Annotated in this window: 13 protein-coding genes; 3 read left to right on the top strand and 10 right to left on the bottom strand. The window is 37.3% G+C overall.

All coding sequences use genetic code 11. The features are described 5' to 3' along the window. Positions 1–667: 667 nt before the first annotated feature. Complete coding sequence (locus KIK00_RS21375; protein WP_255814280.1) at positions 668–1,090, top strand: cold shock domain-containing protein; 423 nt, start codon at positions 668–670, stop codon at positions 1,088–1,090. 368 nt (positions 1,091–1,458) lie between these two features. Here KIK00_RS21375 and KIK00_RS21370 read toward each other — a convergent pair whose 3' ends face one another. The 8 genes from KIK00_RS21370 to queG form a co-directional block, all read right to left on the bottom strand. After that, positions 1,459–2,910 carry an efflux transporter outer membrane subunit gene (locus tag KIK00_RS21370; protein ID WP_255814279.1) on the bottom strand — a complete coding sequence of 484 codons (1,452 nt, stop codon included), beginning with the start codon at positions 2,908–2,910 and terminating at the stop codon, positions 1,459–1,461. Further along, positions 2,891–6,013, bottom strand: a complete 3,123-nt coding sequence (locus KIK00_RS21365) for an efflux RND transporter permease subunit (RefSeq protein ID WP_255814278.1) — start codon at positions 6,011–6,013, stop codon at positions 2,891–2,893. Before KIK00_RS21365 ends, KIK00_RS21370 begins: the two co-directional genes overlap by 20 nt. Before the next feature lie 28 nt (positions 6,014–6,041). Beyond that, a complete protein-coding gene (locus KIK00_RS21360; protein WP_255814277.1) occupies positions 6,042–7,130 on the bottom strand; it encodes an efflux RND transporter periplasmic adaptor subunit in 1,089 nt (362 codons plus the stop codon). A 60-nt stretch (positions 7,131–7,190) separates the two neighbouring features. Beyond that, entirely contained in the window at positions 7,191–7,487 is a 297-nt protein-coding gene (locus KIK00_RS21355; protein WP_149388227.1) for a hypothetical protein, read from the bottom strand. A gap of 252 nt (positions 7,488–7,739) precedes the next feature. Beyond that, positions 7,740–8,192, bottom strand: coding sequence for an SRPBCC family protein (locus tag KIK00_RS21350; RefSeq protein ID WP_255814276.1), 453 nt, complete (start codon positions 8,190–8,192; stop codon positions 7,740–7,742). A gap of 51 nt (positions 8,193–8,243) precedes the next feature. Beyond that, complete coding sequence (locus KIK00_RS21345) at positions 8,244–8,891, bottom strand: murein L,D-transpeptidase catalytic domain-containing protein (RefSeq protein ID WP_255814275.1); 648 nt, start codon at positions 8,889–8,891, stop codon at positions 8,244–8,246. Positions 8,892–8,894: 3 nt separating this feature from the next. Further along, positions 8,895–9,578, bottom strand: coding sequence for a TIGR02117 family protein (locus KIK00_RS21340; protein ID WP_255814274.1), 684 nt, complete (start codon positions 9,576–9,578; stop codon positions 8,895–8,897). A 359-nt stretch (positions 9,579–9,937) separates the two neighbouring features. Continuing rightward, the gene (queG, locus tag KIK00_RS21335; RefSeq protein WP_255814273.1) at positions 9,938–10,876 is read right to left on the bottom strand and encodes a tRNA epoxyqueuosine(34) reductase QueG; all 939 of its coding nucleotides are present in this window, start codon (positions 10,874–10,876) and stop codon (positions 9,938–9,940) included. Between the two features lie 175 nt (positions 10,877–11,051). On the opposite strand from queG, the gene KIK00_RS21330 reads away from it, so the two are divergent. Next, positions 11,052–11,351 carry a rhodanese-like domain-containing protein gene (locus KIK00_RS21330; RefSeq protein ID WP_255814272.1) on the top strand — a complete coding sequence of 100 codons (300 nt, stop codon included), beginning with the start codon at positions 11,052–11,054 and terminating at the stop codon, positions 11,349–11,351. Between the two features lie 30 nt (positions 11,352–11,381). Continuing rightward, positions 11,382–11,999 (top strand): hypothetical protein, encoded by a 618-nt coding sequence (locus tag KIK00_RS21325; protein WP_255814271.1) that lies wholly within the window; start codon positions 11,382–11,384, stop codon positions 11,997–11,999. Positions 12,000–12,097: 98 nt separating this feature from the next. Here KIK00_RS21325 and KIK00_RS21320 read toward each other — a convergent pair whose 3' ends face one another. Both KIK00_RS21320 and KIK00_RS21315 read right to left on the bottom strand, forming a co-directional pair. After that, positions 12,098–12,868 (bottom strand): alpha/beta fold hydrolase, encoded by a 771-nt coding sequence (locus KIK00_RS21320; RefSeq protein ID WP_255814270.1) that lies wholly within the window; start codon positions 12,866–12,868, stop codon positions 12,098–12,100. A gap of 15 nt (positions 12,869–12,883) precedes the next feature. Continuing rightward, complete coding sequence (locus tag KIK00_RS21315; RefSeq protein ID WP_255814269.1) at positions 12,884–13,873, bottom strand: nitronate monooxygenase family protein; 990 nt, start codon at positions 13,871–13,873, stop codon at positions 12,884–12,886. Between the last annotated feature and the right edge of the window lie 46 nt (positions 13,874–13,919).

The raw sequence follows: 13,919 nt of genomic DNA, 5'->3' as shown, positions 1-13,919 counted from the left end.
TCGGAATTTGTATTAAATTCAATAGAACTATCAGCAGTTTTTCTGATTCTAATTTTAAACTGAGAAAGAAATATTTACATTTTTTTATGTAAACAATATTTTTTAATAGAATGCTATTTACCAGCCATATATGACTTAGTAAAGCCCTTGTATATTAAACAAAGCTATATAATTCACTATTACACGTCAATTTTAGGCATAACATTTGATGCTTTTCCAGCCGTATTATACACCACTTCATTTTTATAATATATTTTTTTATAATCCTCAGTATTCTGGGGATTTTTTTATGCCCTTGTTCTGGCTCTCATTATCGTCTTACACTCAGACTATAAAGTACCCCGGCAGATCTGCCGTAAAACCATTTCTGATAATCAATCATTTAAAACCTGATAATTCATTTTATTGTTGTATATTTGTACATTAAATAACCAAGTCAATACTTTGTTTTCTGTAACGACCTGAATATTTTTTATTCAGTCTTTGCTTTTTGAGCAGCCATATTTTAAACTTTTATTCTTCTACTAAGAACAATACTTGTCGGAATTTTAAAGCTCTGTATGATTGGGATTATCCAAAACAGAAAACATAGCCAGGCTTTATAGGGGTCTAAAACAGACCAGATTGAACCAATTAATTTATAGAAACTAAATACTAAAAATAATTTATGGCAGATTCTTTTTCTAAAAAGGAAAATTTCAAGAAAAAAATTCAAAAGCAAAAAGAAAAAGCGCTAAGACGCGAAGAACGTAAAACTAACAACAACAAAGGAGCGGAGGATGTTTTCATGTATGTAGACGAATTCGGAAGATTAACTTCTACTCCACCTGAACAAAGACAGGAAGTAAACCTTGATGATATTCAACTGGGTGCTGCTCCTATTATTGAGGAAGATCCAAGAAAAACAGGAATTGTTACTTTCCTTAGTGAAAAAGGATATGGTTTCATCACTGAAGATAATTCTAAAGAAAATGTCTTCTTCCACAACAACAACTGTGCAGAGCCGGTAAAAAAAGGAAACAAAGTATCTTTTGAAAAAGAAAAGTCTCCTAAAGGATTCTCCGCTGTTGAAATTCAGCTTGTTAAATAATACTTACGCATAAAACAATCTGCTGTAAGCAGCTATGTTTTAAAAAATACAGAAAGAGACTGCCCTTTGGACAGTCTCTTTTTTTAATCATATAAAAAATATCTCGACTTATTAAAGTTAGATTCTCACGCAGACACATGGAGCAGCCATCTGTAAATTCAGGATCTCAACAATTTTACACTTTAACTGTGTTTCAGGTTAAATACTCCCCTTGAGATTTTCTTCAAATTTTTATGGTTATTATTTTTATCAGATGATAAATATCCCGGAATTATTTCAATGAAGATTACGGGAATCCGTAGAACACAATAAAAAATAAAAGAAGCTGCCTAAAAGACAGCTTCCTTCATCGTAAAAAAAAGTAAAAATTAATCCAGTTTCCCTCCCAGTGCTTTAAACAGCAGGACGTTATTTCTGGTATTCTGGTGCTGGAACTGTAATAAATCCAATTCAGCGGTGAGTTTGCTCTTCTGAGAGTTGATCAGTTCAAAATAATTCGCATATCCTGTCAGATATAGATCGTTGGAAACCTCCACACCACGGTCAAGAAAACCTACTTCTTCTGATTTCAGTTTCAAAACACGTTCATAGATCTTAGTCTGTTTCAGAATCGATTGAAGCTCGTTAAAAGCAGTTGTAATGCTTTTCTGATAGTTTAAAAAAGCAATTTCCTGCTCTTTACTCGCCACTTTGAATTCATATTTCAACTGCCCTTTATTAAAAACAGGAACCATTAATCCACCCAACAATTGCCCTGCCAGAGAACTTGGTTTAAATAATGTCTCTACAGAAAAAGAATTCAGTCCGAAACCTGCACCAAGGTCAATCTTAGGGTAAAAAGCAGCTCTCGCAGCCTTGGCATCAGCCTGAGAAGCTTCTAAAACATAATAGTTCGCCGCTACATCCGGCCTGGAATGGATTACTCCTTCCACATTAATGGTTTTATTTAATACTTCCATATTGGTAGGCATCAATATTTTTCCACGTTTTACATCTCCGCCGTAGCTTCCCGTCAACGTGGTAATAGCCTGCTCTACAGTAACAATTTCCACCCTTATATGTTCGATTTCTGCCAACCAGTTGTTATTCTGTGCTTTGAACTGCTGTACAGCCAATTCTGTAGCCTTTCCTACTTCACGCTGCGCCAGGACAATTTCAAATGCTCTCTGCTGAAGGTTGTAATTCTTCTGATAAATGGCAAGACGATTGTCTAAGGCTACCAACTGATAATACAAATTAGCAATATCAGTAAAAAGCTCTACCTGTAATAATCTCAGCCCTTCTGTTGAAGCCAGAAATTTCTTCTGTGCAGCAATCTTTTTATTCTTAAGTTTCCCCCATGCATCAATTTCCCAGCTGCTTCTTGCTCCTACCCAGTAATTAGGGGTAAAGTCTCTGTTGATTTTCTGATTTTCCTTAATATTGGGTGAAAGATTGGTATCATAGTTCCCTACTCCTTCCATGGTATATTTTCCGTACCTGTTTCCGGAAGCCTCCACCCCTACTTCAAGGGAAGGCAGTAAATCCATTTTCGATCTTTGAAGGAAACTGTTCGCAATTTCCACTCTTTGCTGCGCAATCTGGAAATCCGGATTGGCCTGAACCACTCTATCAAAAAGTTCGAGCAGCTGCGGATCTGTAAAGTAAGCCTTCAGGTTGATCTGCTGAAACTCATCCGAAGTTTTATTTTTATCTGTTTTGATAATTTCAATCGGTAGTTCCTGGGCTTTTTTCAACTCGGTTACTTTAGGAACTGCACATGAAACAAGGCTCAATGAAGCAATTCCGAATATTATATTTCTATGATTTAATCTTTTCATCTTTCTTCTTATTTTCAAGTTTTGCAAAGAATATATACAGTCCCGGAATCACTACCAGTCCGAAAATAGTTCCTATCAGCATTCCTCCTGCTGCGGCTGTACCAATGGAACGATTACCTATTGCTCCTGCTCCTGATGCAATACATAATGGAATAAGCCCTGCTACGAATGCAAAAGAGGTCATCAGAATAGGCCTCAGACGCTGTCTTGCCCCTTCAATGGCTGCCGGAATGATATCATAGCCCTGTTTATTTCTCGCAACCGCAAATTCTACGATCAGAATGGCATTTTTAGCTAAAAGTCCGATCAGCATGACCAATGCTACCTGTGCATAAATATTATTATCCAATCCCGCGAGTACCAATGCGATGTAGGAACCGAAGATTCCTGTCGGAAGGCTTAATAATACAGGCATGGGAAGAAGAAAGCTTTCATATTGTGCCGCCAGTAAAAGATAGACGAATAAAAGGCAGATCGCGAAGATGTAAACAGTCTGGTTTCCTGATAAGATCTCTTCTCTTGTCATCCCCGACCATTCAACATCAAACCCTCTTGGCAGTGTCTCTTTGGCAACACGTTCTACGGCAGCAATGGCATCTCCGGAGCTGTAGCCGTCTGCAGGCTCTCCATTGATCATAGCAGACATGTACATATTGTACCTCGTCAGTACTTCAGGGCCATACACTTTTTCAATGGTGATGAATGTGGAGAACGGAACCATTTCACCCTTATCATTCTTTAAATATAAATTCAGAATGCTTTCAGGGGTATCTCTATGCTCCGGACTTGCCTGTACCATCACTTTATACATCTGGCTGAAACGGATAAAATTCGTAGCGTAATAAGATCCCAGCATCGTCTGTAATGTAGACATAGCATTATCTACAGAAATTCCTTTCTTCGCTGCCATATCATAATCCACATTGATCATATATTGCGGAAAAGTAGCATCAAAACTGGTAAAACTGTTCTGTAATTCAGGAGCTTCATTTAGTTTTTTAACAAAGTCCTTAGTGATTTTATCTGTATTCTCAATGGTTCCGCCGGTTCTGTCCAGCAAACGAAGTTCAAAACCACTGGTATTACCGAATCCCGGAACTGTGGGCGGTGCAAAGATCTCAATCTGGGCATCTGCTATGCTTTTTGTTTTATCAGAAAGCTCCGCGATCAGATCATTTACCGAAATATTTCTTTCTTTCCAGTCTTTAAGATTGATCATCGCCATTCCATAAGATGAACCTGCAATCTCTGTCACAATACTGTATCCCGCAAGCGTAGTCACATTTTCTACTCCTTTAATCTTTTTGGCAATAACCGTAACTTCATCCAATACTTTTTCAGTCCTTTCTACCGTTGCTCCCTGTGGGGTCGTCACACTTACATAGACCATTCCCTGATCTTCCATTGGAATAAACCCTGTTGGCAGGAATTTGCTGGTCACAAAAGTCAATCCGACAAATAAAAATAACAGTCCGAAAGTCACTGTAGTTCTTGTAGCAAATTTTGATAAAATACCTACATAACCATTAGTCAGTCTTTCAAATCCTGTATTGAAACTCTGGAAAGCCCTATCGATGATAGTTTTCTTTTTATCATGATTGTGGGGTTTTAAAATAATAGCACAAAGCGCCGGAGTAAGCGTCAATGCATTCACTCCGGAAATCACAATACTGATTGCCAATGTCAATGAAAACTGACGGTAAAACACTCCTACCGGACCATCAAGAAACGCCACAGGAATAAATACGGCAGACATTACAATCGTAATCGCAACTACAGCTCCTGCAATTTCTTTGGTAGCGCTGATGGTGGCATCCATTGCATTCATTCCTTCTTCCATTTTCACGTGGACGGCTTCAACGACGACAATGGCATTATCGACAACAATTCCAATGGCAAGAACCAATGCAAACAATGTTAAAAGATTGACAGAGAAATCAAGCATATTCATGAAGGCAAAAGTTCCTACCAATGCTACAGGTACAGCCAATACAGGGATTAAAGTGGAACGCCAGTCCTGAAGAAAGATAAATACGACAATTCCTACCAGAATAAAAGCTTCAATAAGGGTTGTCAATACCGCACTGATGGAAGCATCCAAAAATCTGGAAACATCATAAGCCATGTTATACTCCATTCCGGGAGGGAAGGATGTGACTTTTAATTCTTCCATTTTTGCCTTTACACTTTCAATAACTTCGGAAGCATTGGAACCGGGACGCTGCTTCATCATGATGGATGCGGATGGTCTTCCGTCTGTTTTGGAAACCATTCCGTAGTTCATCGCTCCGAATTCAACTTTAGCAATATCTTTAAGCTTTAAGATTGTTCCATCAACATCAGATCTGATGGGAACTTCTTCATATTGTTTAGGCTCAAAAAACTTCCCTTTATATTTGATCACATATTGAAGCTGGCTGGAAGTTTTCCCGGATGTTTCTCCCACTTTTCCCGGTGCCGCGGAAATATTCTGCTTTTGCAGAGAAGTGATCACCTCATCTGCAGAAATACTGTAAGCTGCCATTTTCTGCGGATCCAGCCATACTCTCATTGAGTATTCTTTCTGCCCCATAATCTCAGCACGTCCTACTCCATCAATACGTTTTAGCTCCTGAAGGACATTAATATCCGTAAAATTATAGATGAACTGCTCATCCTGGCTTGGATCTGTACTTGTGATATTGAGGTACATCAGCATACTGTTCACCTCTTTTTCAGTGGTAACTCCGGCCCTGATCACTTCTTCAGGAAGCTCATCAAGAATGGTTGTCACCCTGTTCTGAACATTTACCGCTGCTACATCAGGATCTGTCCCAACTTCAAAGAATACCTGGATAAGGGTAAGACCGTCATTTGAAGTAACCGTAGACATATACGTCATTCCCGGTACTCCATTGATTGCCCTTTCCAGAGGAAGAGCCACAGCATTGGCAGATACTTCGGCATTAGCTCCTGTATATTTTGCCGTAACGGTTACTGAAGGTGGTACAATATCCGGAAACTGAGTGATCGGCATCTTCAGTAATGCCATAATTCCCAGTAATACAAACAATATGGAAATAACCAACGAAAGAACCTTTCGTCTTATAAACATTTCTACCATAGTAAATAGATTTAAAGATTATGAAAGGTTAATACTTCTTTTTGATTTTGATGATATCACCGTCTTTCAAAGACTGAGTTCCTTCATAAATGATTAAATCTCCTTTTTTAAGACCGCTTTCTATCATATAAGAATCTCTTAATGTGGTTCCGATCTTAATACTGGTCATCTTCACTTTATTCTGTTTGTCTACTACAAAAACGTAGGTCTTATCCTGGATGGAGAAGGTAGATTTTTGTGGGATAAGAATAGCGTCAGCCTGATGTTCGGAAATAATAAGCTTCCCGGAAGTACCATGCTTGATCAGACGGTCCGGATTCGGGAAAAGTACTTTATAACGGATGGAACCTGTGGTTCTGTCGATTTCCCCTTCAGCGGTTTTCAAGGCTCCGTTGAACTGGTAATTGACTCCGTTTGGCAAAGTCAGTTCGATCTTTTGATGGCTTCCGATCTTGTCGTTGGCCAGAAGCTCAAAATACAGATTTTCAGGAATTGAGAAATACGCATATACTTCATTCAACTGAGACAAAGTAGTCAGCAACGTGCCATTTTCTACCAAACTTCCGTCTTTATGAGGAATCACATCAATCACCCCGTCAAAGGGTGCCGTAATCTTTGTAAAGCTTATTTTCTGAAGAACCGTTCTCTTCTCTGCATCGGCAAAAGCATGTTTTGCTTTAGCGGAAGATAACTTTGCCTTCACCATTTCCAACTCATTGTTGGCCACAAATTTTTTAGCATGAAGACTCTGAATCTGCTTCAATTCTACTTCTGCAATACGGACATCAGCTTCTGTCTGCTTTAGTGCCGCATTGGCTTTCAGAAGTTCCATCTGCAGCTCGGCATCATTGATTTTAAATAAAGCCTGCCCCTGATGTACAAATTGTCCCTCATTTACATAAATATGCTGTATAATACCACCTATTCTGGATCGCATTTCTACGTTTTTTTTAGCCTGGATATCAGTGACAAACTGGTTGCTCACCAATGTATCTTTTTCTTTGATTTCCAGTACGGGAACTTCTTTGTCTCTTTTATTATTTTTCTCCTTGTCTTTACTGCATGACACAGCGAATAATGTTGCCAGAAGGCAAATTATTACAGTTTTAAAATACATTCTCAAATGTTTAAGTTATAAAATTTTCGTTAAAATGATTTGATGTTCAATAACTTAAACCTAGTACAACTGGAGGAGATGGAGAAAAGATTTAACTCCACAAATAGTAGATACAGCAATCTCCGGAAGCGTGATTTTGGGAATAACTTTTAATATTCCTGAAAAATCTGCAATTGCGGGATCATTTTTTTTAACGGAATGTTTTACAATTTTGGCAGCAGCAGGTAGTGCATGTGTGTTCATATCTGCCTCTTCGTAAACATCCAGAAGATGAATATTGGTTACGTGGGGAACATGAGGAATATTCTGCAATGATTTTTCTGCCCAATTCGAATTGAAAAGGGTAAAAACCAGCATAATATAAAATAAGAAAAATGACCTCAGACCTGCCATGTCAATCAGAACACATTAGTTTTTCAGTAAAAACGATATTCCTGCAAAAATAGGCATTTCTACTGGAAAATCGAGTCATAGAACTGTTAAAAAAACTTAAACAATGGATGATAATTCTACTAACTTATAATTTAGATGTTGGATAAAGCCAGTTGAATTTTGGTTTATTATTAACAGGCTAAAACCCGTTTCCATTGAATAATTAAAATTGAATAGCTAGAACAATTTACTCAGTATCCGAAAACGGTAATCAAAAATATGTTCCAGTTTCTTTCTGACGAAAAGGCGGTGAGCAATTTCGCCTAAAAACCCCATAGGTAGTTCATAGTCTATGGTATCTCTCATCAGAACGCCATCTTCATTTGGAATAAATTCATGATGGTGGTTCCATAATTTATAAGGCCCTTTTTTCTGGAAATCAATAAAGTTTTTTTGAAAATCAACGTGGATGATCTCCGTCTGCCATTTCATTTTAATACCGAATAATGGGGAAACATAATAATCGATGAGCATTCCTTCATAGATTTCATCATCTGCCATTTCTGTCAATACAATAAAGCCCATGTCTTTCGGAGTAATTTCTGAAAGGTTATTAGCTGAAGAAAAGAACTTCCAGGCGGTTTCTATATCACAATTGAGCTGCTGTTCGCGGAAAAGCGTATGTTTCATAAGACGGAATCAATTTACATGATTGTTACAAAACAAATGTATAACAAAGATTTAATTATATATCCACATCAGTACAGGTTTTCCTGATTTCTGAATCATTGGATCAATTTCCTTCATCGCGTTGTTGGAAATGGTGGGACAACCCCATCCTTCGGGAGATCCGTTCGGGAAAACTTCAGTATCACTCATCATATTCCAGGAATGAAAGACAATAAACCTTTTTAAAGCATTGCTGTTTGTTTCTTCAAGGCCGTGCATCAGGTATTTTATATTGATTCCCCAGTCGCTGTAGCCTCTTCCCTCAAGCTTGTATTTCCCTAAGGAGGAAAGGTGGCTTCCGTCTTCATTACTGAATTCCGGATTTGCTTTAGAATCATCTTTACTCCATGAATTGGAACCACAGCCATGGCCTACCAGGTATTTTTTTGAAATCTTATTATTTTTAAAGTCCCAGACAAAAAAGCGATTCACCCCGGAATGGAGACTCATATCAATAAGGATGCAGAAATTATTGTTAAGATTATTTGAGTTACAGAACTTCAATGCTTCTTCTGCTTTTATTTTTATCCTGGATGAGTCTGCAACAGGCTTTTTTTCAGTAATAGCAGGTATTTCTGCAGTATGTATGATACTGCTTTTCTTCTCCTGAGAACATGAACACAACCAAAGCGCAATGAAAAACAGATAAACCCCTTTCATGAATTATTTATAGTGCTGAAAAATTCCGAAATCTGACGGAGTCCAAAGTGCTGCTTTCTGCCCTGCAGCCTTTAAAGCATTATTTGACCAGGTATTACAAGTATAAAGAAAGCTGTAGGTACCTTTTGCATCATAAAAGGCATCATTATCACTGTACACTGCATTTGTAGGAATTAACATGAAGTTACCGTTCTGATCTCTGTCAAATTTATCTTCTACAAATTTTACCAGATTCTCATACTGGTTTCTGCTGATCATAATCATTTTACAATCATCCCCTTCTTTCATAGTATGGTAATAAGTACAGTGCATTGCTGAATCGCTTAGCCAGAATGCAGCTTTCACAGCAGTTGAAAATTTCAGATCTGCCCAGGTGGGAGTATCAAGATAGAATCCTTTATCTCCCCAGCCTATTCCGATATACTGATAATCTGTTTTTTTTGATTTTGTATTAGCAAAAGGAATCTTCCGGCTCCAGTCCTGAAGGTCGTTTTTTACTGGCATTACTATATCGGTATGTACTCCATTGGTATAAATATAGATTGGAATTTCTTTCTTCTGCCCATCATCTTTTGCAGAAACGGGGATATAAGGAATCAGTAACCCAAGGATTACATAAATAATCACAATACCTAAAATAATTCCTATCACTTTCAGAAGATACATTAATATAGTTTTCACGGTCATGTTTTTTAATAAAATTTAATCTTTAATTTTAGTAAAAGTATTTGTTTTAATCGAAAAATTAGCTATATTTAGTTACGAAATATTCACAAATATGCGTAAAAATACTAAATCCCAAAAAAGGTTTAAAGTAAGAGTAAAAACTGCTCCTAAAAGAATACAAAAAAAACGTTGATTTTCGGTGAGATTCTGATCTCCTGAAAATCTTTTTTTCTTTATAGGAAAGGCTTTTCAAAAAACTTATTGATATAAATCTTTACCTCCTTAAAGCCAAAAATTTAAGGAATGGTCGATTATCAGCTCTGGTTTGGAACTATAAAAAATTCCAAAGGAGGGATTGTCACCGAAAGTTCAGGGAAAAATCAGTCAGAAGACTTCTGTAAAAACTCAATATTTCTCTTGAGCCCTGCAAATTTGGTTCTTTTTACGGGGGACTTTCTGAAAATTTCCGAGAAAATTTCCTGAGTAATTTCTTTCCATTCTCCTTTTTTGAAGTTTTTCAGAGCTTCATTAGGCTTGAAACGGCTTTGTTTATTGGGTACTGAAAAACGGTTCCACGGGCAAACATCCTGACAAATGTCACAGCCGAACATCCAGTCTTCCATCTTATCTTTAAAATAATCCGGAATTTCATTTTTGAGCTCTATGGTTGCATAAGAAATACAACGGCTTCCATCAATAATTTTTTCAGAAACAATAGCATCTGTGGGACATGCATCAATACATTTTCTGCAGCTTCCGCAATGGTCTGTGGTCGCATGATCAGCAATCAGTTCCAGATCACAGATAATTTCAGCCAGAAAGTAAAAAGATCCATTTTGCTTGGTAATGAGATTGGCATTTTTTCCTACCCACCCAATTCCAGATTTTCTGGCCCAGCTTCTTTCCATAATGGGTGCAGAATCCACAAAAACACGAAATCCGAACTCCCCTATTTCCTCCTGCAGCTCCGCTACCATCTCACGGAGAATTTCTTTGATTACTTCATGATAATCTTCTGCATAAGCATATTTTGAGATCTTATAATTCTCTAATACTGAAATTTTTTCTTCGGGAAAGTAATTGTAGGAAAGTGAAATAACAGATTTGGAACCTTCCACCAGAAGGCGTGGATCAAGTCTTTTGTCGAAATGATTTTCCATATACTTCATTTCGCCGTTATAATTGTTCTTCAGCCATTTTTCAAGATGGGGAGCATCTTCTTCCAGAAAATCAGCTTTAGAAATGCCACAACTCTGGAATCCAAAACTTTTTGCCTTGGACTTTATCAGTTGGGAATATTTTTCAGCGCCTGCATTCATAATTTCACACTGCAAAATTAAGATTATTTTATCAATCTTCTGATTTCTGTGGAAGTTCACCTGAACTCCTGTTTCTATCCTGCTTCTTTTCTGAAAAATTATGTTTTAATTAGGATTTTTTTCAAAAAAAAATTGCGTAATTTCGTTTCTAATTTAATGTTTAAACTTAACAACTATGTCTTTAATAGAAGTAATACAATCCGGAAACTATGAATTAATCGACGTCCGTGAGCCAATGGAGCTTGAAATGGACGGTAATATAGATGGTGCTAAGAATATTCCTCTAGGTGAAGTAGAAGATAGACAGGATGAGATTCTATCTATTGAAAAGCCGGTAATCTTATTCTGCAGAAGTGGAAACAGAAGCGGAAAAGCATTGGAGTATCTTAACAGTCAAGGATTAAAGGACGGTTATAACGGCGGAGGCTGGGCTGAGCTAAAGGCTGTTCTGGAAGCAAATCAGGGAACTTTTTAAAAGTTCCTTTTTTTTATACCATTATTTCTAATGAGTCTAAAAAATCAATTTGAACAGCTTTGTTCTCCGTTTACAGAAGATCAGCAATTAATTCGCGATCTGTGGAAGGAGATTGAAACCAAGTATTCTGAAAAAGGCAGGCACTATCATAATCTTCTTCATCTTGAAAATATGTTTAGTGAGCTTGAAACAGTGAAAATGAAAATCTCAGATTTTACAGCTATTTCTTTTTCAATATTCTACCATGACGTTATCTACGATGCGACTTCCAAGTCTAATGAGGAGAAAAGTGCTGTTAAAGCTGAGAAAAGACTTGCTGAACTTCATATAGATAAAGACAAAATTACAATTATTTCTGAGCAGATTCTTGCTACAAAATCTCATCAGCATTCTGATCAGGAAGACACCAATTATCTGTTAGATGCTGATCTTTCTGTACTGGGCAAAGATTTTAAAACCTATTTAGAATACACGCAGAATATAAGAAAAGAATACTCTATTTATCCTGATTTTCTTTATAAGCCTGGACGAAAAAAGGTACTGAAGCATTTTCTGGAACTTGAGAGCATCTTTAAAACAGAGTATTTTAAGGATAGATACGAATCTCAGGCAAAGGAAAATATTGCTGAGGAACTTCGATTGCTGTAATTAAGGATATTATTGTATTTTTTCTATTCCCCCTTTTTAAATTAATAAGACACCCTAATGACAAGGTGCCTTATTTTATATTGTAAAAAACTTTCTGATTAAGAATTTTTACTGATAAACGCTGTTGCTTTTTCCAGCACAAGTTCGGGAACTTCTTTATGCGGTGTATGCCCGATACCGGGGATGATATATTTTTCGGTGATTCCACTTACCTGGGTAATTGTTTTTTCCAGCTGATCCAATGTACCATATTCATCAGCTTCTCCCTGAATAAATAGTAATGGAGCAGTAATGTCTTTCAGCAGATATTCAATGTTCCAGCTTCTGTAGTCTTCACGCGTCCATGTTTCTGTCCAGGCTCTGAAAAGCATTTCTACCTTATCACCATGATATTTCTGCAAACGTTCTGCAAGGTTGGTTGTTTTATAAGCTTCCCAGGCGTCATAAACTCCTTTTAAAGTTACGTCTTCCACAAAGATATGTCCTGCTTCACAAATAATAGCTTTTACTCTTTCCGGATATTTTGCAGCGGTGATCAAAACAATTGTTCCACCATCACTGTGCCCAAACAGAATAGCATTATCGATATTCATTTCAGCCAATACATTATTTAATAGATCTGCTTCCAGCTCCATATAATTTACCGGTCTTTCATGCGTAAGCATCGGACCTGATTTTCCATATCCCAAACGGTCATAAGTAAGTATATTGCATTGCGCAGCTTCGGATAATTTGGATGGAAAGTCTCTCCAAAGCTGTACTGAACCGAGTGAATCATGCAGAAAAACAATGGTAGGTCTGCCTTCAAACGGATTATGGTGTTCTATATATAATTTTTTACCCTTTACATCAATTATTCTTCCCTTCATTGAATAAAATTATATTTAAAAAGTTGGCATTCTTGTTTCTTCAAATTCTTTCAACAAATGGCTAAAAACACTTTCCACCGGAAGAATTTCATCAATCAGAGCAGAAACCTGGCCTATTTCCAGCTCTCCATCTTCCATATCTCCCTCAAACATTCCTCGTTTTGCTCTGGCTCTTCCCAATGAGGCAACCAAAGCGTCTTTATTTCTTCCAATCTGATAAATGTCTTCCAGTTCACTGAAAAATTTATTTTTAACCATTCTTACGGGTGCAAGTTCCTTCAAAGTAAGGTGGGTATCTCCTTCCTGCAGTTCTGTAATTTTCTTTTTCCAGTTTTCATGAGCACTGGCTTCTGTAGTTGCAGCAAAACGGGACCCGATCTGTACGCCATCTGCTCCAAGAATCATTGCCGCTTTGATCTGTGAACCTAAAGCAATTCCTCCTGCAGCAATTAACGGCTTAGAAATATGCTTCTTTACGTTTGGAATAAGACAGAATGTTGTTGTTTCATCTCTTCCATTGTGTCCTCCTGCTTCGAAACCTTCTGCAACGATAGCATCTACTCCTGCATCTTCACATTTTACAGCAAATTTGGTGGAAGAAACTACGTGAGCTACTTTTATTCCTTCTTTCTGAAGGGTTTCTGTATAAGTTTTCGGGTTACCTGCTGATGTAAATACAATTTTGACTCCTTCTTCAAGAATAATCTGAATGATCTCCTCAATATTAGGGTATAACATCGGTACATTTACCCCGAAAGGTTTATCTGTAGCCTGCTTACATTTCTGGATATTTTCTCTCAGGATATCAGGATACATACTTCCTGCTCCAATTAAACCCAATCCACCACAATTGGAAACCGCAGAAGCGAGCCTCCATCCGGAATGCCAGATCATTCCTGCCTGGATAATGGGATATTTGATATTAAAAAGATGTGAAATTCTATTTTGGGTAGTCTCCATATCATGAAGTTTTTTTGCAGCGTTGAAATCTATAAAATTGCTCATGCGTAAAAATACTAAAAACAACGGTTTTCCAGGAAATATAAGTCAA

Origin of the sequence: Chryseobacterium sp. MA9 (assembly GCF_024399315.1) — a bacterium.
GTDB lineage: Bacteria > Bacteroidota > Bacteroidia > Flavobacteriales > Weeksellaceae > Chryseobacterium.
Note: the sequence above shows the minus strand (reverse complement) of the source record. Positions and strands in the feature narration are given on the sequence as shown.